This window comes from Pseudomonas sp. FSL R10-1350 (genome assembly GCF_009600525.1).
Lineage (GTDB): Bacteria > Pseudomonadota > Gammaproteobacteria > Pseudomonadales > Pseudomonadaceae > Aquipseudomonas > Aquipseudomonas helleri.
Window position 1 is genome coordinate 1 of record NZ_WIVR01000020.1, and the last position, 23172, is coordinate 23172.

The following is a 23172-nucleotide window of genomic DNA, read 5'->3' on the forward strand; positions in this document are numbered from 1 at the left end:
CTTCAGGTGTGTCTGCCGCCTCGCCTACCAGGCTGGCTGGCAAGGCAGCGCTGGCGTCGAGCGGCGCGGGAGCTTCACCCTGCAACTTGGCCAACTGGTTGTTTTTCAATTCGATCAAGCGTTGCAACTTGTCGACCTGGCTTTGCAGGTCTTGTACCCGGCTTTGCAACTCGGCACTTTGACGACGGCTGCTGTCGAGGCTTTCCTGGGTCATCGCCAGCTTGTCGCTGACATTCTTGGCGTCGCTGCCCGCGCCCTTGCCCGCCTGCCCTGCAACCAGGCTCAAGCCATCTTTGACTTCAGCTTTGGGTTGCGCCGTGGCTGCCGGTTTGCGCGCGGTGGCATCCAGCTGCTGAGCGCGTGGCGCGGTACGCCGACCACTGCGCCAGTCAGCGTTTTGCGTCGCGACTTCGGCAACAGCCTTGGACTGGGCCAACTCGACACTTTGCGCCGCCGTCGGCAAACGCAGCACTTGGCCGGTTTTCAGGCGGTTGATGTTACCGCCGATAAAGGCATCGGGGTTGAGCGCCTGAATCGCCAGCATGGTTTGCTGCACCGAACCGCCATTGCGCGCCTTGGCGGCAATTTCCCACAAGGTGTCACGAGCAGACGTGGTGTATTGCCCTGCTTCCCCGCCGGCAGTGCTGGCTGCGCTAGCCGGAGCTGTCGCCGCGGCGGCTGCGGTTTGTGGCGAATATTTAGCAGGGTCCAGCAGGACGCTGTAGTCACGCATCAAGCGGCCATTGGGCCACATGACTTGCACCAGAAATTTTACGAAAGGTTCCGACAACGGTTGGCTGGAGGTTACCCGCAACACGCTCTTGCCATTGGGATTGATCACCGGGGTAAAACGCAGGTCGTTCAGATACGCCGGATGCGGCACCCCGGCTTTGGTAAATTCGTCTGCCGGGGCCAAGCTTGGCACTACTTCGGCAGCGCTCAGGTCCTTGACGTCCAGCAGCTCGATCTCGGCCAGCAGCGGCTGGTTCTGCGTCGACTTCAGGGTCAGCTCGCCGAGCCCAAGTGCCTGCGCCATACCGGATGACAGCGCCGAAGCGGCGGCTATTGCTAACACTAATTTGCGAACCTGAACCATAGCCTCTTCCTTATTGGTACAGGCCTCGTCCCACGAGACCTGTAAAGCTGCTGCCTGACGACAGTCGAGGGCTGTCATCGGCCCGCGCATTGCCTCATTGAATCTGTAAGCCCTGACAGCAGCTTGACTGCGACGCCGCCTCGGCAAACCCGCCAAATAGCGACGCCAAGTATCTTTTACAGTGGGTCTTTTATCAACAACTCAGCCAGTTGTACGGCGTTCAATGCCGCACCTTTGCGTACGTTATCTGACGCCAGCCACAGATTTAGTTCACTGGCGTCATCGACACCGTGGCGAACGCGGCCGACATACACCACGTCCTGCCCCACCGCATCGCCTACGGCTGTCGGGTAGTCATCGGCCTCTACCCACTCAATCCCCTCACCGGCTTCAAGCGCAGCATTGACGGCCTGCAGGTCAACCGGCGCAGCCAGTTGTAACGACACACTATAGCTATCGCCAAAAAATACCGGAGCTTGAATGCACGTCACGGAAACTTTCAGGCCCGGCATGCCGAGCACTTCACGCAGCTCGGTGACCAGGCGTTTTTCCAGCGGCACATGCCCCTGTTCATCCGGTTTGCCCACCTGCGCCAACAGGTTAAATGCCATCTGGCGGTCGAAGAAACGGGTTTCCAGCGGGTGCATATTCAGCAGTGACGTGGTTTGGCGGGCCAACTCAGACACCGCTTCGCGACCTTGGGCCGAGACCGCCAGGCAAGCGGTGACCGTGACGCGCTGCAAGTCCAGCAATTGACGCAGTGGCGCCAGCACCACCGCCAGCGCGGTGGCCGAAGGGCTTGGGCTGCTGATCTGGAACGGCTGCGCAAGCCCGGCCAGGATATGCCCATTGGACTCAGGCACGATTTGCGGGGCCTGGTCGGCTGGCAATGCGCCCGACAAATCGATCACGCTGCAACCGGCAGCACGGGCCTTGGCGGCAAAGCTCAAGGTTACGGCAGGGCCAGCGGCAAAAAATACAAGTTTGGCTTTGCTGAAATCGAATTCGTCGACTTCACGCACTCGAACGTTTTTACCCCGAAAAGGCACCGAACTGCCGGCCGACTCGCTGCTGGCCAGCAGATGCAAGTTGGCAACCGGGAAGTCGCGCTCTTCAAGGATTTGCACAAGTGTTTCGCCGACAGTGCCGGTGGCGCCGACGACGGCGATATCAAAGGACTGGTTCATGTGTCTACCTCAGGCGAAACGTGGGGAGCGGCACTGTACCGGGAGCCACCGATGGAGGCAACGGACAGCGCTTTGTAGCGCCATGGATGACAATAGCGCATGGATAAAAAAACCCGCGGCCCTTGCGAGACGCGGGTTTTCATTGCAACCGGGGCGATTAACGCTCCAGCAGAATCCGCAGCATGCGGCGCAACGGCTCAGCCGCACCCCACAGCAACTGGTCGCCCACGGTGAATGCACCGAGGAACTGCGAACCCATGTTCAGCTTGCGCAGACGGCCAACCGGCACGTTCAGGGTGCCTGTAACCTTGGTCGGGCTCAGCTCTTGCATGCTGATTTCACGCTGGTTCGGCACCAGTTTGACCCAAGGGTTGTGCTGGCTGATCAAACCTTCGATGTCCGCAATCGGCACATCTTTGTTCAGCTTGATGGTCAAGGCCTGGCTGTGGCAACGCATCGCACCGATACGCACGCAGATGCCGTCAACCGGAACCGGGTTTTTGAAGCGACCCAGGATCTTGTTAGTCTCAGCTTGCGCTTTCCACTCTTCGCGGCTCTGGCCGTTTGGCAGTTCTTTGTCGATCCACGGGATCAAGCTGCCAGCCAATGGCACGCCGAAGTTCTCGGTCGGGTAGGCATCGCTGCGCATGGCTTCGGCCACACGGCGGTCGATATCGAGAATGGCGCTGGCCGGGTCAGCCAGTTGATCGGCGACCGCAGCGTGGGTGGCGCCCATCTGCTTGATCAGCTCACGCATGTTCTGCGCACCGGCACCGGAAGCCGCCTGATAAGTCATGGCGCTCATCCACTCGACCAGACCGGCTTCGAACAGACCGCCAAGGCCCATCAGCATCAAGCTGACGGTGCAGTTGCCACCGATGTAGTTCTTGGTGCCTGCATCCAGCTGCTGGTCGATGACCTTGCGGTTGACCGGATCCAGAATAATGACCGCGTCATCCTGCATGCGCAGGCTCGACGCCGCATCGATCCAGTAACCTTGCCAACCCGCCTCACGCAGCTTTGGGAACACCTCATTGGTGTAGTCGCCGCCCTGGCAGGTCAGAATCACATCGAGGGTTTTTAACTCTTCAATGCTGTAAGCATCCTTCAGCGGGGCAATGTCTTTGCCCACGGAAGGACCCTGCCCACCGACATTGGAGGTAGTGAAAAACACCGGCTCAATAAGATCGAAATCCTGCTCTTCCAGCATCCGCTGCATGAGCACGGAACCAACCATACCGCGCCAACCGACAAGACCTACACGTTTCATCGCAACTACACCTTTAACAAAAAGTGGGGTCGTTACTTCCACCAACAGGAAGTAACGGGCCCGAGAGATTACAGATTCTGTAGCGCCGCGACTACTGCATCGCCCATTTCCTGTGTACCGACCTTGGTGCAACCGGTCGACCAGATGTCACCGGTACGCAGTCCCTGGTCCAAAACCAGGCTCACGGCCTGCTCGATGGCGTCAGCGGCAGCCTGCTGATTGAAGCTGTAACGCAGCATCATCGACACCGACAAAATGGTCGCCAGCGGGTTGGCAATGCCTTTGCCGGCGATGTCCGGCGCCGAACCGTGGCACGGCTCGTACATGCCTTTGTTGTTGGCATCCAGCGAGGCCGACGGCAGCATGCCGATGGAACCTGTGAGCATCGAGGCTTCGTCAGACAGGATGTCGCCGAACATGTTGTCGGTGACGATTACGTCGAACTGCTTGGGTGCACGCACCAGTTGCATGGCCGCGTTGTCGACATACATGTGGCTCAGCTCTACGTCCGGGTAGTCCTTGGCCACTTGCTCGACCACTTCACGCCACAGTTGGCTTGAGGCCAATACGTTGGCTTTGTCGACCGAACACAGCTTTTTGCCACGCACACGGGCCATGTCGAAACCGACGCGGGCAATGCGGCGGATTTCGCTTTCGCTGTACGGCAGCGTGTCATACGACTGACGCTCGCCGTTTTCCAGCTCGCGAGTACCGCGCGGCGCGCCGAAGTAGATACCGCCCGTGAGCTCACGAACGATCAGGATGTCCAGGCCTGCAACGATTTCAGGCTTGAGGCTCGATGCGTCAGCCAGTTGCGGGTACAAAATGGCCGGACGCAGGTTACCGAACAGGCCCAGCTGCGAACGGATTTTCAACAGGCCGCGCTCAGGGCGAATATCACGTTCGATGGTGTCCCACTTCGGGCCACCCACGGCGCCCAGCAATACAGCGTCAGCAGCACGAGCACGCTCCAGGGTCTCGTCAGCCAGCGGCACGCCGTGCTTGTCGATGGCTGCGCCGCCGATCACGTCGTGAGTCAGCTCAAAGCCGAGCTGAAACTTGTCATTGGCCAGTTCAAGCACTTTAACTGCCTGAGCCATGATTTCTGGGCCAATACCGTCGCCTGGGAGAATCAGAATCTGCTTGCTCATGTGTTCCTCTGTCTTGTCGGTTGATGCCCCCGCAGGCGCATCCTGAAAATTTTAAAAAAACCGTGGGAGCGGGCTTGCTCGCGATTCAGGCGCCTCGGTTCAAGAGACAAACCGGGGTTTATCCTCGCGAGCAAGCCCGCTCTCACACTTCAAAAAATACGCTTATCAAGCGTCACGGAACAACCATGGCTGGCTTGCGCGGTGCTTGCTTTCAAACGCTGCAATCGAATCGCTGTCCTGCAAGGTCAAGCCGATGTCATCGAGGCCGTTGAGCAGGCAATGCTTGCGGAATGCATCGATCTCAAAGTTCAACACTTTACCGTCAGGACGGGTCACGGTCTGGGCTTGCAGGTCGATGTTGAGCTGATAACCCGGCGTAGCTTCAACCTGGGCGAACAGCTCGTCCACTTCAGCGTCGCTCAAAATAATCGGCAACAGGCCGTTTTTGAAGCTGTTATTGAAGAAGATGTCGGCGTAGCTCGGCGCGATGATGCTGCGAAAGCCGTACTCTTCCAGGGCCCAAGGGGCGTGTTCACGGCTGGAGCCGCAGCCGAAGTTTTCACGGGCCAACAACACGCTGGCGCCCTGATAGCGCTCGGCGTTGAGCACGAAGTCCTTGTTCAAGGGGCGCTTGGAGTTGTCCTGGTAAGGCTGGCCCACGTCCAGGTAGCGCCACTCGTCAAACAGGTTCGGGCCAAAGCCGGTGCGTTTGATCGACTTCAAAAACTGTTTCGGGATGATCTGGTCGGTGTCGACGTTGGCGCGATCCAAAGGTGCGACAAGCCCGGTGTGCTGGGTAAAAGCTTTCATGCTGCGCTCCTTAAATCAATTCACGGACGTCGATAAAGCGACCGTTTACCGCCGCGGCAGCGGCCATGGCCGGGCTCACCAGGTGAGTACGACCACCGGCACCCTGACGGCCTTCGAAGTTACGGTTGGAGGTCGAAGCGCAGTGCTCGCCCGACTCCAGACGGTCCGGGTTCATGGCCAGACACATCGAGCAACCTGGCTCACGCCATTCAAAACCGGCTTCGAGGAAGATTTTGTCCAGGCCTTCAGCCTCGGCCTGTTCTTTAACCAGGCCCGAACCTGGCACCACAATCGCCTGCTTGATGGTCGAAGCCACTTTGCGGCCTTTGGCAATCACTGCCGCAGCGCGCAAGTCTTCGATCCGCGAGTTGGTGCACGAACCAATGAATACGCGGTCCAGCTGGATGTCGGTGATCGCCTGATTGGCGCTCAAGCCCATGTACTTCAAGGCACGCTCAATCGAGCCACGCTTGACCAAGTCAGCTTCCTGCGCCGGATCCGGCACGTTCTGATCCACGGCCAAGACCATTTCTGGCGAAGTACCCCAGCTCACCTGCGGCTTGATCTGGGCTGCATCGAGTTCAACCACGGTGTCGAACGTGGCGTCGGCATCCGACACCAGGTCTTTCCAGGCTTCTACGGCCAAGTCCCACTCAGCGCCTTTGGGTGCGAACGGACGACCCTTGACGTACGCCACGGTTTTTTCGTCGGCAGCCACCAGGCCCACACGGGCACCGGCTTCAATCGACATGTTGCAGATGGTCATGCGGCCTTCTACCGACAAGTCGCGAATCGCGCTACCGGCAAATTCAATGGCGTGGCCATTACCGCCAGCGGTGCCGATTTTGCCAATCACGGCCAGCACGATGTCTTTGGCGGTCACGCCGAACGGCAATTGCCCTTCGACCAAGACCAGCATGTTCTTCATTTTTTTCGCGACCAGGCACTGCGTGGCGAGCACATGCTCAACCTCGGAGGTGCCGATACCATGAGCCAATGCGCCAAACGCGCCGTGGGTCGAGGTGTGCGAGTCGCCGCAAACGACGGTCATGCCCGGCAAGGTGGCGCCCTGCTCCGGGCCAATCACGTGCACGATGCCTTGGCGGACGTCGTTCATCTTGAATTCAGTGATGCCGTACTCGTCGCAGTTGTCGTCGAGGGTTTGCACCTGCAAACGGGAAACCTGGTCAGCAATCGCTTCGATCCCACCCTTGCGCTCTGGCGTGGTCGGTACGTTGTGGTCCGGGGTCGCGATGTTGGCATCGATGCGCCAAGGCTTGCGCCCGGCCAGACGCAGGCCCTCAAAGGCTTGCGGCGACGTCACTTCGTGAATGATATGACGGTCGATGTAGATCAGCGCCGAACCATCGTCGCGCTGTTTGACCAAATGCGAATCCCAGAGCTTGTCGTAGAGCGTTTTGCCGGCCATCAGACGGTTTCCTCATCAGCTACTTTCTATGCCAATAACCACTTGGCTTGTGAGGTCGATGCTATGGGGTTACAGTGAATAACTCAAATTCATATTTTTTATGCTTTGGATAACCAACAGGAATTCACCTAGATGGATCTCGCGAATCTCAACGCTTTCATCGCCATTGCAGAAACCGGAAGCTTCTCTGGCGCCGCCGAACGGTTGTTTTTAACCCAGCCTGCGATCAGCAAACGCATCGCCAGCATTGAGCAGCAACTCAAGCTGCGACTGTTTGACCGGCTGGGTCGCGAGGTCAGTTTGACCGAGGCAGGCCGGGCGTTGCTGCCACGCGCCTACCAGATTCTCAACGTGCTGGATGACACCCGACGGGCGCTCAACAACCTTAATGGTGAAGTCAGCGGACGCCTGACTCTGGCCACCAGTCACCATATCGGCCTGCACCGTTTGCCGCCGTTGCTACGTGAGTTCACCCGCACGTATCCCAAAGTTGCGCTGGATATTCAGTTCCTGGATTCAGAAGTTGCCTACGAAGAAATTCTCCATGGCCGCGCCGAATTGGCCGTTATCACCCTGGCGCCGGAACCTCACTCGCTGATTCGCGCGGTGCCGGTGTGGGACGACCCGCTGGATTTCGTGGTGGCGCCCGAGCACAGCCTCACTCAGCAAGCCAGCGTGAGCATGTCGGACATTGCTCACCACCCGGCGGTGTTTCCGGGGGGCAACACCTTTACTCACCATATCGTGCAGCGCCTGTTTGAAGGCCAGGGCCTCACACCCAATATCGCCATGAGCACCAACTACCTGGAAACCATCAAGATGATGGTGTCCATCGGTCTGGCATGGAGCGTGTTGCCGCGCACCATGCTCGATGAACAAGTGGCCTCAATCGCCTTGCCGGGCATACAACTGACACGTCAACTAGGCTATATCGTGCACACCGAAAGAACTTTGTCGAACGCCGCACACGCTTTCATGACACTGCTGGATGCCCAAGTCGACACGCTGCACACTGAGCAACCCTGAAAACACCGGTTCAGGCATGGATCGTTTTCAAGATTTTCAGCCCAAGGACTGCAGTCAATGTCAAACCCCACGGATGCGCTGCACCCTGCCCCTGATGCGTCTGATATCGACCTGTCAGCCCTGGACAATCACGCGCTGAGTGCCACGCAACTGCTCACCGCCATGAACGCAGCCCAACTGGGCGCCTGGTGCTGGGAACTCAACAGTGGCGACTTGCATTGGTCGAATGGAGCCCACGTTTTTTTTGGCTTTGATTCAGCCCTTGCGCTGCCCGGTAACCTTCAGCAATTGGCCTCCCTGCCCTTTGACGACTGGCCCAAGGCCCAACAGGCCTTCGACGCGATTATCAACGGCAAGCAATTACTAAAACCCATTCATTACCGGGTGCGCTGGCCTGATGGCAGCCTGCACTGGCTGGAGATTCACGGCAGCCAGGTCCCCGGCGATGACCCGAACCCACGGATCATGGGGGTGATTCGCGACGTCACCCTGCAACGTCAGCGCCAGCAAGCGCTGAACAGTTCAGAGCAACGCTTTTCGACGCTGTTTCAGCTGTCACCGCACATGGTTTTGCTGGTACGCATCGAAGACGGGCTGATCAGCGAAGCCAACCATAGCTTTGAAAGCCAGTTGGGCTGGACCGCCGCCGAAGCCATTGGCCGTACCACGGTTGAGCTGGGCATCTGGCCAGACCCGGCGCAGCGCCTGCAATTCACCAAAGCCGTCAGTCAGCAGAACGCACCGATCACTCTGGAAGTGCAATTGGCCGACCGTCACGGTCAGTTTCATGAAGGCATGCTGAGCGCGCAAAAAGTCGAACTGGAGGGCGAGGCGTACCTGATCAGCACCTTCGTCGACAACCGTCTACGCAAAGAAGCCGAGCAAGCGCTGATTGAAAGCCAGGAACGCCTGGACCTTGCACTCGACTCGGCGCAACTGGGCACTTGGGACTGGCACATCCCCACCGGCCGCCTGTATGGCTCGGCCCGCGCCGCTCAACTGCATGGCCTGCCCGCAGAGCCGTTCAACGAATCATTTGACGCGTTTTTTGAAGGCGTGCCCGAAGAAGAACGCTTCAACATGCGCAATGCCTACCGCTCGCTGCGCGAAGGCCCGGCCGGCAATTACCAACTGACTTACCGTGTGCCGCTGGCTCACGGCGCCTCACGCTACCTGGAAAGCCGTGCCCGGCTGTACCGCGATGCAGCGGACAAACCGCTGCGCATGGCCGGCACTTTGCTCGACATCACCGACCAGGTAGAGCGCGAACAGCGCTTGAGCGCCTCAGAAGAAAAGTTTGCCAGTGTCTTCCAGACCAGCCCCGACCCCATTTGCGTGATGCTCGCAGACAGCGCGCACTTTATCGAAATCAACACCAGCTTCACCCAGACCTTTGGCTGGACCGTGGCCGACCTGCAAGAAGGTGCAGACACCAGCAGCGCCCTGACCGACGCCAGCGCCCAGCACCTGCGCCAGTTACAGCGCATTATCCGCGCCCCGGCACAGACCAACCCGGCGTTAACCTTGCACCACAAAAATGGCGAACCGCTGACCTGCGTATTGTCCAGCCGCCACATCGAGGTCAATGGCCAGCCGTGCATCGTCACCACCCTGCGCGACATTACCCAGCAACAGCGGGCCGAAGCCGCGCTCAAGGCCAGCGAAGAAAAATTCGCCAAGGCTTTTCACTCAAGCCCCGACGCCATCACCATCAGCGAACTGGTGAGCGGTCGTTACCTTGAAGTCAACGACGGCTTCACCCGGTTGACTGGCTACAGCAGCGACGAAGTGATTGGCCGCAGCCCGTATGAGCTGGGAATTTGGGGCGACAGTTCGAAGCGTCAGGCGCTGCTTGATGAACTGCGTGAAAAGGGCCGCATCAGCAACCGCGAAGTGCTTGGCCGGGCCAAGAACGGCAGCCCGCTCACGGTCGAAATTTCAATAGAGCTGATTACCCTAAACGAGGCGCCCTGCTTGCTGCTGACCGCCCGCGACATCAGCCAATTGAAAAGCGCCCAGGCGCAAGTCCGGCACTTGGCGTACCACGACCCTTTGACCAACCTGCCGAACCGCGCCCTGCTGATGGACCGCCTGAGCCAGCAGACCTCACTGCTCAAGCGCCATGATTTGCGCGGTGCGCTGTTGTTTCTGGACCTTGATCACTTCAAGCACATCAACGACTCATTGGGGCACCCGGTGGGCGATTCGGTGTTGCGCATCATCACCGCGCGCCTGGAAGCCAGCGTGCGCAGCGAAGACACCGTGGCCCGTTTGGGTGGTGATGAATTCGTGGTGCTGCTGACCGGGCTTAAAGGCTCGCAGCAAGAGGTCACTGACGCGGTGTGCCATATCGCCGACACCATTCGACAATTGCTCGCTGAACCGATGTTCCTCGACGGCCAGCGCCTGCAAGTGACGCCCAGCATTGGTATCGCGCTGATTCCCGACCACGGCGCCAACCCGGCCGACCTGCTCAAGCGCGCCGACATTGCGCTGTACCGGGCCAAGGATGCCGGGCGCAACACCACGCAACTGTTTCACTTTGAAATGCAGACCGCCGCCAGCCAGCGCATGCGCATGGAAAGCGATTTGCGCCAGGCGCTGGCCCGCAGCGAATTCAGCCTGCACTTTCAACCGCAAGTCGATGCCCGCAGCAACCGCATCGTGGGCGCTGAAGCCTTGCTGCGCTGGACGCACCCGGAGCTGGGACCGCAGTCACCCAGCGAGTTTATTAAAATCCTCGAAGACAGCGGTCTGATTCTGGAAGCGGGCACCTGGGTGCTCGATGAGGCGTGCCGTGCTTTCAGCGAACTGCTCAAAGAAGGCCTGCTCGACCCGGAGGGTTTCAGCCTGTGCGTCAACATCAGCCCACGGCAATTTTTGCAGAGCGACTTTGTTGAGCGGGTCCAACGCAGCCTGTTGAATCACCACCTGCCCTACTCGATGCTCAAATTGGAAGTCACCGAAGGCATCGTGATTCAAAACCTGGAAGACACCATCGAAAAAATGCACCAGTTGATCGCCCTGGGCGCCAGCTTTGCGATGGACGACTTCGGCACCGGTTATTCCTCCCTGACCCATCTCAAGCGCTTGCCGGTCGACACCCTGAAAATTGACCAGTCGTTTGTGCGTGACGCAATCCAGGACCCCAACGATGCCGAGATTATCCGCGCCATCGCCGCCATGGCCCATAGTCTCGGCCTGACCGTGGTGGCTGAAGGCGTTGAGCAACTGGCGCAGTTGACGTATTTGCAAACACTGGACTGCCATTTGTATCAGGGCTATCTGCACAGCAGGCCAGTGCCCTTGGCGCAATTTCGCGAGCTGTTACAAAAAACCCCGTAGTCGCTGACGAGGCACGAAGGCTGCGATGCGGGCCGCAGGACCGCCGATTGGGGTCGCTGCGCAACCCATCGCAGCCTTCGTACCTCGTCAGCGACTACAAGATCCTGGGTTACATCCGGCCAAACTTGCCCGACTGGAAGTCCCTGAACGCCTGATGAATCTCAGCCTCGCTGTTCATCACAAATGGCCCGTGACCAACGATGGGCTCGTCGATCGGCTCACCGCTGAGAATCAACAACACGGCATCGTGGCTGGCGTGCAGTTTTATCTGCGTGCCTTCACGTTTGAACAGCGCCAGTTGGCCTTCGCCCACTGCCTGCGCGCCATTAACCTCGACCGAGCCGTGCAGCACAACCAGCGCCGAGTTGCGGCCCGCAGGCAGGTCAAAGGTTGCCGACTTGCCCGCGTTCAGGCGTATGTCCCACACATCGATGTCAGTGAACGTACGCGCCGGGCCACGTGTGCCATCGTACTCACCGGCAATCAAACGCAAGGTGCCGGCATTGTCCTTGAGCGCCAACTGTGGAATTTCGCGGTCCAGAATGCCTTGGTAACCCGGCTTGGCCATTTTGTCCTTGGCGGGCAGATTCACCCACAGCTGGACCATTTCCAGTGCACCGCCACTGCGGGCAAACGCCTCGGAGTGGAACTCTTCGTGAAGGATGCCGGACGCTGCCGTCATCCACTGCACATCACCGGGCCCGATGATCCCGCCGTTGCCGGTGGAGTCACGGTGTTCAACTTCGCCTTTATAGACGATGGTCACTGTCTCGAAGCCGCGATGCGGGTGTTGCCCGACGCCACGACGCTCAGTGGTCGGCGTGAACTCGGCTGGGCCCGCGTAATCCAGCAAAAGGAACGGGCTGATGTGCTTGCCCATAGAGTCGTAGGAAAACAACGTGCGCACCGGGAAGCCATCGCCGACCCAATGACCTCGTGGCGCGGTGTTGAGACCCATAATGTTTTTCATGTTGCACCTCCTGTCATGCATGGCAACCACTATAGATTCGCATCACCCATATCACTAGATGACAATTTTGAATTAGATCGTTCCACAGATAGAACGATCACTCTAACGCCCCAAACCCCCGTCTAAATTTCTGCGTCATCCCCTCGTCCCCTCCTGATAGCAAAGGCCGTATAGCGGCGGATTTCTACTGAGATAGCGATGACTAAATCACGCAGCAAAAAAGCCCTGTTTATCGGTATTCCTCTGGCGCTGGCCGTGGCCATCGGCGGCGGATTTTTGGCTTGGGACGCGTTTTACAAAGGCAATGCCGGCTACCCGCTGAACATCGTCAAACAGGCCGATGAACTGCAAAACCGCCTGCTGTCATTCGACAGCCATATCACCGTGCCGCTGGAGTTCGGCAGCGCAGGCAATGAAGCCGACAAAGACGGCCCCGGCCAGTTCGACCTGGTCAAGGCAGCCAAAGGCCGGTTGTCGGGCGCCGCGCTGACGATCTTCGGCTGGCCAGAAATCTGGAACGGCCCGAACGCCCCGCACCGCCCAACCGCAGGCTTTGTCGACGCCGCGCGTAATGATCAAGAGGTGCGCTACACCATCATCAGCGCCATGGTGCGTGACTTTCCCGAGCAAGTGGCGATTGCCTACACCCCGGATGATTTTCGGCGTCTGCACGGCGAAGGCAAGTTTGCGATTTTTATCAGCATGCTCAACGCCTACCCATTGGGTAATGACCTCAACCAACTGGACAAATGGACCGCGCGCGGCATGCGCATGTTCGGCTTCAGCTATGTCGGCAACAACGACTGGGCCGACTCTTCACGCCCGCTGCCCTTTTTCAATGACACCCCCGACGCCCTGAACGGTCTGTCAGACATCGGCAAGCAGGCCGTCAAGCGCTTGAACGATCTGGGCGTGATCATCGACGTTTCGCAAATGTCGAGCAACGCGCTGGAGCAAGTCAGCCAGCTCAGCCGCACCCCACTGGTGGCGTCGCACTCTGCCCCACGGGCGCTGGTCGACATCCCGCGCAACCTCAGTGACAAGGACATGCAACGGATCAAAGACACCGGCGGCGTGGTGCAAATTGTCGGTTTCGGCACTTACCTGCGCCCGCTGAGCCAGGCCAGCCAGGACAAGCTCAATACCCTGCGCAGCCAGTTTGATTTGCCGCCCTTACACAACCTCGAAATGGCCCTGATGCCCGGTGACGCGATCATTACCGTGTGGCCAGAACAACGTTTCGGCCAATACGCCAGCGGGCTGTACGACATCGTCGAGCATGAGCCCAAAGCCACCTTGAAAGACTACGGCGATGCCATTGACTACGCGGTGAAAAAAATCGGCATCGACCATGTCGGCATCAGCTCTGACTTCAACGATGGCGGCGGCCTGGAAGGCTGGAAAGACGTGAGCGAGACGCGCAATGTCACCGCCGAGCTGCTCCAGCGCGGCTATTCAGAAGCCGACATCGCCAAGCTTTGGGGCGGTAATTTCCTGCGGGTCTGGGACACCGTGCAAAAAGCCGCCAACCCTATCTCCCAGTGAAGTGTTTAACCATGCCCACGCTAAAACCGCTGTATTGCCTGTTGTTCGCCAGTACCCTGCCCGCCTTGGCCCACGCCGCCCCGGCTGCCGAACCGGGCACGGTCTTTCAAGACTGTAAAAACTGCCCGCAAATGGTGGTGCTGCCGGCGGGCAGTTTTGTCATGGGCACCCCCGACGATGAAGTTGGCCGCGAGCCCGATGAAGGCCCGATGCACACCGTGACCTTCAGCAAGCCGGTAGCGATCAGTCGCTTTCAAGTCACGGCAGGTGAATTTGATGCGTATATCAAGGAAACCGGGGTCAAGATTGCCGACGGCGACGACCGCCTCGGGCGCAAATGCACGGCGAGCAAACCCAGCTACCCGCAGGGGCCGCGTCAGCCCGCGGTGTGCATGGACTTTGAAGACGTTAAGCAATATGTCAGCTGGCTGGCAAAAAAGACCGGCAAGCCGTACCGCATGGTCAGCGAGGCCACCCGCGAATACGCCGCCAGGGCCGGATCGACCGGGCCTTTCCCGTTCCCGATGGATGAAGGCAAGCCCTACAGCATCGCCAAGCATGCCAATACCTACGGCCCTGCAGATGGCTACAGCTACAGCTCGCCGGTCGGCAGCTACCCGGCCAACGCCTTTGGCGTGTACGACATGCACGGCAACGTGTACGAATGGCTCGCAGACTGCAAACACAACGACTACGTGGGCGCACCCACCGATGGCAGCGCCTGGGTGACTGAGTGCGCGGGCGAACTGATGCAGATCCGCGGCAATGACTGGGGCGAAGCCCCGGTGTTCTCACGCTCGGGCAACCGTAACGACATCTATCCGCAAACCCGTGGCGACTGGATCGGCTTCAGGGTTGAGCGCGATCTTTAAAGCCCATAACCTTATTGTAGGAGCGGGCTTGCTCGCGATACGGGCGGCTCAGTTTGTCTGTCGTCCCCGGTGATGCTATCGCGAGCAAGCCCGCTCCCACAGGTTCATTCTCAACCTGTTACAGCGGCTAAATCCCCACCCCAATCACTCGTTCACAAGAGACTGCCCTTCCCTTGAGCCAAGGAACTCTTGTTTATGAGCCAGCCTGCCACGCCCCGGACATCGCCCGGGGTTCTTCGAGAACTGTTTATTCTGCTCAAGCCTTTTCGTTTGATCGTCAGCCTGTCAATTGTGCTGGGCATGATTGGCGGGTTAAGCGTGACGGTGCTGCTGGCGACCATCAACAGTGCCCTGCACGCCGAAAGCGGGCTCACCCAACAGGTGGTCGCGCTGTTTGCCGGGCTGTGCGTGCTGGCGCTGATCAGCAGTATTTGTTCCGACATCGGCAGCAATTATGTCGGCCAGCACATCATTGCCACCCTGCGCCGAGAGCTCGGCGAAAAGGTGCTTTCGGCGCCCATCTCGCACATTGAACGTTACCGCAGCCACCGGCTGATTCCGGTACTGACCCATGACGTCGACACCATCAGCGACTTCGCCTTTGCCTTCGCCCCACTGGCGATTTCGCTGACCGTGACCCTGGGCTGCATGGGCTATCTGGCCATGCTGTCGTGGCCGATGTTTGTGATGATGCTGGTGGCCATTGCCATCGGTACGGTGATCCAGTACATCGCCCGCGGCTACGGCCTCAATGGGTTTGCCGAAGCCCGTGAAGCCGAAGACGAGTTGCAAAAGCATTACAACGCGATTGCCGAAGGTGCCAAGGAACTGCGTATCCACCGCCCGCGTCGGCAACGGATGTTTGTCTCCGGCATTCAGCGCACGGCGCAAAAAATCTGCGACATTCAGGTGCGCTCGATCAACACTTTTGTCATCGCCAAAAGCCTCGGCTCGATGCTGTTTTTCGTGGTCATCGGCCTGGCGCTGGCCATGCAGTCGTTTTGGCCTAGCGGCAACCCCGAGGTCATCAGCGGTTTTGTCCTGGTGTTGCTGTACATGAAAGGCCCGCTGGAACACTTGATCAGCACCCTGCCGATCATCAGTCGTGCGCAAATCGCCTTCCGGCGCATTGCCGACTTGTCCGAACAGTTCAACTCGCCCGAGCCGCACCTGCTGCTCAACGCCCAGGACGCCCCTGACAAGACCCTCAACAGCCTGCAACTGCTGGACGTTAGCTACAGCTTCCCGCCCGTGGACGGCAGCGCCCCGTTCCGCCTCGGCCCGGTAAACCTGACGATCAAGCAAGGCGACATTGTGTTTATCGTCGGCGAAAACGGCTGCGGCAAAACCACCCTGATCAAGTTGCTGCTGGGCCTGTATGCACCGCAACAGGGTGAGATCCGCCTAAATGGCCAGCCCGTGTCAGCTGAAACCCGCGATGACTATCGGCAGTTGTTCACCACTATTTTTGCCGACTACTACCTGTTCAATGACGTGGTGCAAGGCGACATGCACATCCCCCAGGACGCCGAGCAGTACCTCAAGCGCCTGGAAATTGCGCACAAGGTCAGCATCACCGACGGCCAGTTCAGCACCACCGACCTCTCGACCGGGCAACGCAAGCGCCTGGCTCTGGTCAACGCCTGGCTGGAAGAGCGCCCGGTGCTGGTGTTTGACGAATGGGCGGCCGACCAGGACCCGACCTTCAGGCGGATTTTCTACACCGAACTGCTGCCGGACCTTAAGCGCCTGGGTAAAACCATCATCGTGATCTCCCACGACGACCGTTATTTCGACGTTGCCGATCAATTGGTGCGCATGGACAGCGGCAAGGTCAGCACGGCGCTGGACGTGGCGTAATTCCCAGTTCGAACCGTTTTGGGGGATCGACTTATTTTTTTCAGGAACTTTTATCCGGTTTTTTAATCGTGCTGCGTCTAATAACTATTCCCATTAACAAGAAAGAATTTTTCTACGGAGCCTAGGCACGACATGCAACGACCAACCTTGAGCCGGACACCTCTCGCGATCGCTACCCAGCGTCAGACTGTGCGCCGCACCCTGTTGTCCAGCGCCTTTGTGGCATCGGTTTTACTAGGCTCTTCACTGGTACAGGCCGCCCCGGTCGCGGTGAACATTCCGGCACAATCGCTGGCCAGCGCACTGAACGAATTTGGCAAGCAGGCCAACCTGCAAGTGCTGTACAGCCCGGATCAGGTGCAAGGGATCAAATCGCATTCGGTGTCGGGTTCGCTTGAGCCCATCCAGGCACTGGAAACCCTGCTGCAAGGCAGCGGGATTTCCTATCAGCTCAATGGCAATACAGTGATTATCAACACCCACCAGGGCAAAGGCCTGGAGCTGGGCGCCACGACCATTACCGGCAAGGGTCTGGGCAACACGCTGATCACTGAAGACTCCGGCTCTTACACCACAGGCGCTACAGCCAGTTCGACCAAGTTGCCGTTGTCGATCCGCGAAACCCCGCAGACCGTGACTGTGATCACTCGCCAGTTGATGAACGACCAGGCCGCGCAGAGCATCGGCGATGTGCTGCGCAATGCGCCGGGCATTTCTACCCAGGCCTACGACAGTGACCGCATGGAATACTCGGCGCGTGGCTACGCCATCACCAACTTCCAGTACGACGGCGTCAACAGCCAGTACGACGGTGTGTTCGATGAAGGCGCTACCAAGGTCGACATGGCCCTGTACGACCGCGTCGATATCATCAAGGGGGCAACGGGCCTGCTGTCCGGCTCGGGCGAGCCTTCGGCCACGGTCAACCTGATCCGCAAGAAACCGACCCGCGAATTCAAGGCATCGGTCAGCGGCAGCGTCGGCTCATGGGATGATTACCGCACCGAAGGCGATATTTCCGGCCCGTTGAATGAAGACGGCAGCGTGCGCGGCCGGGTGGTGGCGGTGTACCAGGATGCGGACTCGTACCGCGACCATTATTCCAAAAAGAATGACGTGTTCTACGGCATCATCGAAGCCGATCTGACCCCCGACACGCTGTTCACCTTCGGCATGGACTATCAAAAAATCAAGCCACGCGGCTCGTCCTGGACCGGTAACCCGTACTACTTCTCGGACTACAGCAAGACCGACTTCAGCCGCTCGTTCAACCCGGCCACGGACTGGAGCCGTCGTGATGTCGTCGCGCAAACCACCTTCGCCTCCCTTGAACACACCTTTGCCAACGACTGGAAGGTCAAAGGCACGCTGAATCAGCAAACCAACGACCACGACACCCAACTGGGCTCGGCCAGTGGCGGCACCCCGGACCCGGTAACTGGCGAGGGCATGTTCTTTTACTGGGGCAAGTGGGAAGGCCATCGCGTACAAACCACCGCCGACATCAATGCGACTGGCCCTTTCACCCTGTTCGGCCGCGAACATGAACTGGTTGTCGGCGCCACATCACAATCGTCACGCCAAACCGGCGCGACCTTCGATGGCAGCGCGTTCGGTGAGGTTCCGGGCAGTATCTTTGACTGGAAGGGCCATTACCCGAAACCGGACTTCCCGAAAAACGGCAAGTACGAGAAAAACACCAACCAGAACAGCGCCTACATCGCTGCCCGCTTCAAGCCTGCCGATGACTTGTCGGTCATTTTGGGCAGCCGTCTGAGCGACTTCCAGTACAACGACACCTACAAGTATTACGTGCAGTCATCGACGTTCAGCGACAACAAGACCACCTCCAAGCAACACGGCAAAGTCACGCCTTACGCGGGTGTGGTGTATGACCTGAACGACACCTACTCAACCTATGCCAGCTACACCTCGATCTACAAACCGGTGACCGAGCGCAGCCAGTCCAACACCAACCTGCCACCTACCGAAGGCAACAGCTACGAAATCGGCTTGAAGGGTGAATACTTTGGCGGCCGCCTGAACGCTACCGTGGCGGTGTTCCGCACTGAGCAGAAAAAACTGCCGATCTACGCCGGCACAGACGCGGATACCGGTCGCGACTTCTACGAGTCGGTTGATGGAGCAAAAACCAAAGGCATCGAGTTTGAACTGGCCGGTGAGTTGATGCCGGACTGGAACATCATGGCGGGCTACACCTACGCCCAGACCAAAACCGATGACGGCAAGCGCCTGTATGGCTTCCCGCTGGAAACCACCAAGCCTGAAAACGTGGCACGGGTGTTCACCACCTATCGCCTGCCAGGCGCGTTGAACAAAGTCACCGTGGGCGGTGGCGTGAACTGGCAGAGCCCGTTCTACGGGCGGATCTGGAACGACCCGAAAGGCGACTACGACATCATCGAGCAGAACAGCTACGCGCTGGTTAACCTGATGACCCGCTACGATTACAACGAGCACCTGTCGTTCAACCTCAACGCCAACAACGTGTTCGACAAAAAGTACCTGTCGGGCCTGGGTAACTTCAGCACCGTTTACTACGGCGAGCCACGCAGCCTGTCGCTGACGACTAAATACACCTTCTAACCCGCAAAAAATCTGTAGGAGCGAGCTTGCTCGCGATCTTTTGATCTTTATAAAAGATCGCGAGGCGAGTTCACTCCTACAGTGTCCATGTGTTTTTCGTACATTGCCCTTACACTGAGCACTCCTTGCTCACAGGCACGATCATGGACCTCGACCTGGCCCGTACCTTCCTCGAAATCGTCCGCTGCGGCAGCCTCGCGGCAGCAGCTGAAAAACTTCACATCACCCAGACCGCCGTGACCGCCCGCGTGCAAAAGCTCGAAAGCCTGCTCGGCACCGGGTTATTTGTGCGTAACCGCGCCGGCGCCAAGCTGACCCCGGACGGCGAAGCCTTTGTGGTCTATGCCAATCAACTGATGCAAACCTGGGAGGCCGCCCGCCGTGATGTACCGCGCCCCGAAGGCTTGCACAAAATGCTGCACATCGGCGGTGAAGTCAGCCTGTGCAACCCGCTGATTCTGAGCTGGGCGAAAACCTTGCGAGAACACCTCACCCAGCACGCCTTGCGGATTCAGATTCGCGACGGTGAGTTTCTGTTGCGCCAGATCGAAATGGGCCTGCTGGATGCCGCGCTGGTGTATCAGCCTGAGTATTGGCCGGGGATGCAAGTTGAGCAGTTGCTTGAAGAGAAACTGATTCAGATTCGCCGCCCTGCCCTGCCCGAGCCTTATGTATACGTGGACTGGGGTGAAGACTTCCGCCGTCAACATGACGCCGCCCTGCCAGATAAAGCCCGGGCGCCGATCAGTTTTAACCTGGGGCCGGTGGCCTTGCATTTCATTCTGGAAAACGGCGGCAGCGGCTACTTTCGCACCCGGGTGGTCAAAAGTTACCTGGACAGCGGCGCTCTGGAGCGCGTGCCCAAAGCCCCTGAGTTCAGCTACCCGACCTATTTGGTGTACTCACGCGAACGCGACAGCCCGGCGTTGCAACACGCCATCGAACTGCTGCGCGAACTGGTCAAGGAGGACGGCGACTGGTCGCAGCGCTGGGGCCCGGAGATTTAACCAACAGCTGTGCGACAACCGGGCGTCTTGTGAAGATGAAAGCTTTCAGCTTTTGAGCCAATCTCTTAATCTGCGAGCGCTGAATAACAAGAACCCCACAGGTGGCACATGACCAATCTCACGCGTACCAACGAAAGCTGGCTGACTTCTGCCTCCCATCAACAGTGGCTGCACGACCAGGGGCAAGCGCTGGTGGATTTCGCCAAGGCTGCGCGCGTGCCGCTTGGGTTTGCCAGCCTCGACCGCTTCGGCCAGCGCCCGAACGATGCCCAGGTGGATACCGTGACCACCGCGCGGATGGTTCACAGCTTTTCCCTGGCGCATATTCAGGGCCTGCCGGGCTGCGGGCCGTTGATTGATCATGGTCTCTCGGCACTGGCCGGCGCGCTGCAAGACGCCAATCATGGCGGTTGGTTTGCGACCCCCAATGGCGAAGATGGTAACCGCCGCAAGTACGCCTACCTGCATGCATTTGTCGCCCTGGCCGCCAGCTCTGCGGTGGTGGCCGGACGCCTGGGCGCTGCTGAATTGCTCGCAGAAGCCGTGGGTGTTCTTGAGCGTCATTTCTGGTGTGAAAAGCAAGGCGCCTTGCAGGAAAGCTTTGCCGAAGACTGGAGTGACTGCGAGCTGTACCGTGGGGCCAACAGCAACATGCATGGCACCGAAACCTTTCTGGCACTGGCCGATGTCCTCGACGAAGACCTCTGGCTCGACCGCGCCTTGAGCATCGCCGATCGGGTGATTCATCAACACGCCGCGCAGTCCGGCTACTTGCCCATTGAGCATTTCGATGCGCAGTGGCAAGCGCTGCCCGACTACAACATCGATAACCCGGCCGACCCTTTCCGCCCTTTTGGCAAGACACCGGGCCATGCGTTTGAATGGGCGCGCCTGTTGCTGCACCTTGAAGCCGCACGCAAGCAGCGTGGCCTGGAAAACCCTGAATGGTTGCTGGACGATGCCCGCCATTTGTTCGCCAGCGCTTGCCGCTATGGCTGGCAGGTGGACGGTGAACCGGGGATTGTTTACACGCTGGACTGGAACCATCAACCGCAGGTGCGTGAGCGCCTGCACTGGACCCTCGCCGAAGCCGCAGCGGCGGCCACGGCCCTGATCCAACGCACCGGCGAGCCTGAGTATGACGTGTGGTATCAGCGCTTCTGGGACTACATCGACCTGCACCTGACCGACCGTGAGAACGGCAGTTGGCACCACGAACTGGGCCCGGACAACCTGCCATCGGCCACCATCTGGCCCGGCAAGGGCGATTTGTACCACGCTTACCAGGCCACGTTGTTGCCACGCTTGCCACTGGCGATCAGCCTGGCCAGCGCCCTCAAGCTACGCCGATAAAAAAACGTGCGTAGCGAGGCGTTGCCCTCACGCCATTTAAAAATTAACGAACCACGTCAATCACCGTCAACCACGGCCCATAGCGCGTGACTTTGAGCGGCAGGGTTTGCGCCAGTGCACTCAAGGTATGCGCGGTGTTGTCCAGCGCGAATACCCCAAAGACCCGCAACCGCGCGGCTTCTGGGCTGATGCGCAACACGCCGGCCTGGTAGGGACGCAAGGCATCGATCAAGTCCGACAGCGGCTCATCGTACAGCTCGATGGTTTTGCGTTCACCAGTGCCGGTGTATTGATCGGCCGTCAAGCCTGCCAACGGCACTACGCGGTCTACCAACACGGCGGCGCCCAGACCGAGCAATAACAGCAGCACAGCGCCTTGCAGGGCTTTTTTACGCACTGGCGAAGGCTTATCCAGCAAGGCCTTGAGTGCCGCCTGCATTTGACCCGGGCTACGCCGATCAACTGATTGCAAGTCAGCCATGGAATTTTTCACCAGCCCGGCGACCCGTTGCCAGGCGGCCTTGTGCTCGGGGTTTTCAGCCAGCCAGGCTTTGAACACTTGGCGCTCGGAAGAACAGGCGCGGCCAGACTCAAGGTGCAGAACCCAGTCAATGGCATCACGGGTAATGGGGTCGAGCTTGTTTTTGCTCATGGGCATTGCGCCGTATGTGACAAGCAATGAACAAAGGCACGGCCTGGAAGAGGTGCAGACACGACAGATCACCAGACTCAAATAGCAATAAGTCGCATTATCAGCAGATTGAGCGTAATTGCAATGCGCTTGTTCAGAACATGCCGTGCGCCCCGCGGTCTTTTTATCGTTTAAAAGATCGCGGGGCAGGCTCGCTGCTACAGTCGTTTAACGCCCGCCGCCCAGGTCCAGGAAGGTGCCGGTGGTGTAGGAGGCTTTGTCCGAGAGCAGCCAGATGATGGCTTCGGCGACTTCTTCCGGGCGCCCGCCTCGGCCCATGGGGATGAGGGGTTCGAGTTTGCTCACCCGCCCCGGGTCGCCACTGAGCGCGTGGAAGTCGGTGAAGATGTAACCCGGCCGCACGGCGTTGACCCGGATCCCCTCGCCGGCCAGTTCTTTGGACAAGCCCAAGGTGAAGGTATCGAGGGCGCCCTTGGAGGCGGCGTAGTCGACGTATTCGCTGGGCGAGCCCAGTCGCGCGGCCACCGATGACACGTTGACGATATTGCCGCCCTGGCCGCCGTAACGCGGTGACATGCGCAGCACCGCGTGTTTGGCGCACAAAATCGGGCCCAGCACGTTGGTTTTAAGGGTATGCATGATGCGCACTTGCGACATTTCGTCGACCCGGGACTTTTGCCCCACGGTCCCGGCATTGTTGACCAGCGCCGTGACCGGGCCCAACTCCAGGTCAACCCGCGAGAACAGGCTGATAACTTCGTCTTCGTCGCTGACGTCAGCCCGAACCGCAATGGCTTGTGCCCCCAGCGCACGCACCTCGTCCAGCACTTGATGCGCCGCCGTGTCGTCAGACTGGTAGTTGATGCAAATCCGGTAACCCTGTTTCGCCGCCAGCACAGCAGTGGCTGCGCCAATGCCGCGACTACCACCGGTGATCACGATGACTCTATCCATAAATACGCGCTCCCCATTCAACCAGTGGACATGAGCAC

General features: G+C 59.1%; 17 protein-coding genes. 8 read left to right on the forward strand and 9 right to left on the reverse strand.

Annotated elements, in window-relative coordinates; translation table 11 throughout:
* The 6 genes from GHO25_RS11420 to leuC all read right to left on the reverse strand — a co-directional run.
* The coding region (locus GHO25_RS11420) for a FimV family protein (protein WP_306108768.1) at positions 1 to 1096 on the reverse strand (1096 nt) is incomplete at its 3' end.
* 176 nt (positions 1097 to 1272) lie between these two features.
* A complete protein-coding gene (locus tag GHO25_RS11425; protein ID WP_048369011.1) occupies positions 1273 to 2283 on the reverse strand; it encodes an aspartate-semialdehyde dehydrogenase in 1011 nt (336 codons plus the stop codon).
* Between the two features lie 157 nt (positions 2284 to 2440).
* Positions 2441 to 3553, reverse strand: coding sequence for an aspartate-semialdehyde dehydrogenase (asd, locus tag GHO25_RS11430; protein ID WP_048369010.1), 1113 nt, complete (start codon positions 3551 to 3553; stop codon positions 2441 to 2443).
* 68 nt (positions 3554 to 3621) lie between these two features.
* On the reverse strand, positions 3622 to 4704 hold the full coding sequence (leuB, locus tag GHO25_RS11435) for a 3-isopropylmalate dehydrogenase (protein ID WP_048369009.1): 1083 nt from the start codon (positions 4702 to 4704) through the stop codon (positions 3622 to 3624).
* A gap of 165 nt (positions 4705 to 4869) precedes the next feature.
* Positions 4870 to 5514: a 3-isopropylmalate dehydratase small subunit gene (leuD, locus tag GHO25_RS11440; protein ID WP_048369008.1), complete on the reverse strand. Its 645-nt coding sequence runs from the start codon at positions 5512 to 5514 to the stop codon at positions 4870 to 4872.
* 10 nt (positions 5515 to 5524) lie between these two features.
* Positions 5525 to 6943: a 3-isopropylmalate dehydratase large subunit gene (leuC, locus tag GHO25_RS11445; RefSeq protein WP_048369007.1), complete on the reverse strand. Its 1419-nt coding sequence runs from the start codon at positions 6941 to 6943 to the stop codon at positions 5525 to 5527.
* A gap of 132 nt (positions 6944 to 7075) precedes the next feature.
* Between leuC and GHO25_RS11450 the strand changes: the two genes are divergently transcribed.
* Positions 7076 to 7969 carry a LysR family transcriptional regulator gene (locus GHO25_RS11450; RefSeq protein WP_048369006.1) on the forward strand — a complete coding sequence of 298 codons (894 nt, stop codon included), beginning with the start codon at positions 7076 to 7078 and terminating at the stop codon, positions 7967 to 7969.
* A 57-nt stretch (positions 7970 to 8026) separates the two neighbouring features.
* A complete protein-coding gene (locus GHO25_RS11455; RefSeq protein WP_082148665.1) occupies positions 8027 to 11314 on the forward strand; it encodes a bifunctional diguanylate cyclase/phosphodiesterase in 3288 nt (1095 codons plus the stop codon).
* A gap of 109 nt (positions 11315 to 11423) precedes the next feature.
* Here the strand turns inward: GHO25_RS11455 and GHO25_RS11460 are convergent, their stop codons facing one another.
* Complete coding sequence (locus tag GHO25_RS11460; protein WP_153390813.1) at positions 11424 to 12284, reverse strand: pirin family protein; 861 nt, start codon at positions 12282 to 12284, stop codon at positions 11424 to 11426.
* 198 nt (positions 12285 to 12482) lie between these two features.
* Here GHO25_RS11460 and pvdM point away from each other — a divergent pair, with 198 nt between their 5' ends.
* The 6 genes from pvdM to GHO25_RS11490 all read left to right on the forward strand — a co-directional run bounded on the left by pvdM (position 12483) and on the right by GHO25_RS11490 (position 21528).
* A complete protein-coding gene (pvdM, locus tag GHO25_RS11465) occupies positions 12483 to 13829 on the forward strand; it encodes a pyoverdine-tailoring dipeptidase-like protein PvdM (protein WP_153390814.1) in 1347 nt (448 codons plus the stop codon).
* 11 nt (positions 13830 to 13840) lie between these two features.
* The gene (locus GHO25_RS11470; RefSeq protein ID WP_153390815.1) at positions 13841 to 14701 is read left to right on the forward strand and encodes a formylglycine-generating enzyme family protein; all 861 of its coding nucleotides are present in this window, start codon (positions 13841 to 13843) and stop codon (positions 14699 to 14701) included.
* 195 nt (positions 14702 to 14896) lie between these two features.
* Positions 14897 to 16561, forward strand: a complete 1665-nt coding sequence (locus GHO25_RS11475; protein WP_153390816.1) for a cyclic peptide export ABC transporter — start codon at positions 14897 to 14899, stop codon at positions 16559 to 16561.
* Positions 16562 to 16693: 132 nt separating this feature from the next.
* A complete protein-coding gene (locus GHO25_RS11480; RefSeq protein ID WP_153390817.1) occupies positions 16694 to 19168 on the forward strand; it encodes a TonB-dependent siderophore receptor in 2475 nt (824 codons plus the stop codon).
* 143 nt (positions 19169 to 19311) lie between these two features.
* Complete coding sequence (locus tag GHO25_RS11485; protein WP_048388430.1) at positions 19312 to 20175, forward strand: LysR family transcriptional regulator; 864 nt, start codon at positions 19312 to 19314, stop codon at positions 20173 to 20175.
* A 108-nt stretch (positions 20176 to 20283) separates the two neighbouring features.
* Entirely contained in the window at positions 20284 to 21528 is a 1245-nt protein-coding gene (locus tag GHO25_RS11490) for an AGE family epimerase/isomerase (protein WP_153390818.1), read from the forward strand.
* A 43-nt stretch (positions 21529 to 21571) separates the two neighbouring features.
* Here the strand turns inward: GHO25_RS11490 and GHO25_RS11495 are convergent, their stop codons facing one another.
* On the reverse strand, positions 21572 to 22180 hold the full coding sequence (locus GHO25_RS11495) for a DUF4880 domain-containing protein (RefSeq protein WP_048368998.1): 609 nt from the start codon (positions 22178 to 22180) through the stop codon (positions 21572 to 21574).
* A gap of 207 nt (positions 22181 to 22387) precedes the next feature.
* Positions 22388 to 23134 carry an SDR family oxidoreductase gene (locus tag GHO25_RS11500; protein WP_048368997.1) on the reverse strand — a complete coding sequence of 249 codons (747 nt, stop codon included), beginning with the start codon at positions 23132 to 23134 and terminating at the stop codon, positions 22388 to 22390.
* Between the last annotated feature and the right edge of the window lie 38 nt (positions 23135 to 23172).

What these genes read in the sequence shown, in the direction of transcription:
- GHO25_RS11460 (WP_153390813.1), bottom strand. Translation starts at nt 12,284, where the DNA reads ATGAAAAACATTATGGGTCTCAACACCGCGCCACGAGGTCATTGGGTC.
- pvdM (WP_153390814.1), top strand. Translation starts at nt 12,483, where the DNA reads ATGACTAAATCACGCAGCAAAAAAGCCCTGTTTATCGGTATTCCTCTG.
- GHO25_RS11480 (WP_153390817.1), top strand. Translation starts at nt 16,694, where the DNA reads ATGCAACGACCAACCTTGAGCCGGACACCTCTCGCGATCGCTACCCAG.
- GHO25_RS11490 (WP_153390818.1), top strand. Translation starts at nt 20,284, where the DNA reads ATGACCAATCTCACGCGTACCAACGAAAGCTGGCTGACTTCTGCCTCC.
- leuC (WP_048369007.1), bottom strand. Translation starts at nt 6,943, where the DNA reads ATGGCCGGCAAAACGCTCTACGACAAGCTCTGGGATTCGCATTTGGTC.
- asd (WP_048369010.1), bottom strand. Translation starts at nt 3,553, where the DNA reads ATGAAACGTGTAGGTCTTGTCGGTTGGCGCGGTATGGTTGGTTCCGTG.
- GHO25_RS11475 (WP_153390816.1), top strand. Translation starts at nt 14,897, where the DNA reads ATGAGCCAGCCTGCCACGCCCCGGACATCGCCCGGGGTTCTTCGAGAA.
- GHO25_RS11450 (WP_048369006.1), top strand. Translation starts at nt 7,076, where the DNA reads ATGGATCTCGCGAATCTCAACGCTTTCATCGCCATTGCAGAAACCGGA.
- GHO25_RS11425 (WP_048369011.1), bottom strand. Translation starts at nt 2,283, where the DNA reads ATGAACCAGTCCTTTGATATCGCCGTCGTCGGCGCCACCGGCACTGTC.
- GHO25_RS11455 (WP_082148665.1), top strand. Translation starts at nt 8,027, where the DNA reads ATGTCAAACCCCACGGATGCGCTGCACCCTGCCCCTGATGCGTCTGAT.
- GHO25_RS11485 (WP_048388430.1), top strand. Translation starts at nt 19,312, where the DNA reads ATGGACCTCGACCTGGCCCGTACCTTCCTCGAAATCGTCCGCTGCGGC.
- GHO25_RS11500 (WP_048368997.1), bottom strand. Translation starts at nt 23,134, where the DNA reads ATGGATAGAGTCATCGTGATCACCGGTGGTAGTCGCGGCATTGGCGCA.
- leuB (WP_048369009.1), bottom strand. Translation starts at nt 4,704, where the DNA reads ATGAGCAAGCAGATTCTGATTCTCCCAGGCGACGGTATTGGCCCAGAA.
- GHO25_RS11470 (WP_153390815.1), top strand. Translation starts at nt 13,841, where the DNA reads ATGCCCACGCTAAAACCGCTGTATTGCCTGTTGTTCGCCAGTACCCTG.
- GHO25_RS11495 (WP_048368998.1), bottom strand. Translation starts at nt 22,180, where the DNA reads ATGAGCAAAAACAAGCTCGACCCCATTACCCGTGATGCCATTGACTGG.
- leuD (WP_048369008.1), bottom strand. Translation starts at nt 5,514, where the DNA reads ATGAAAGCTTTTACCCAGCACACCGGGCTTGTCGCACCTTTGGATCGC.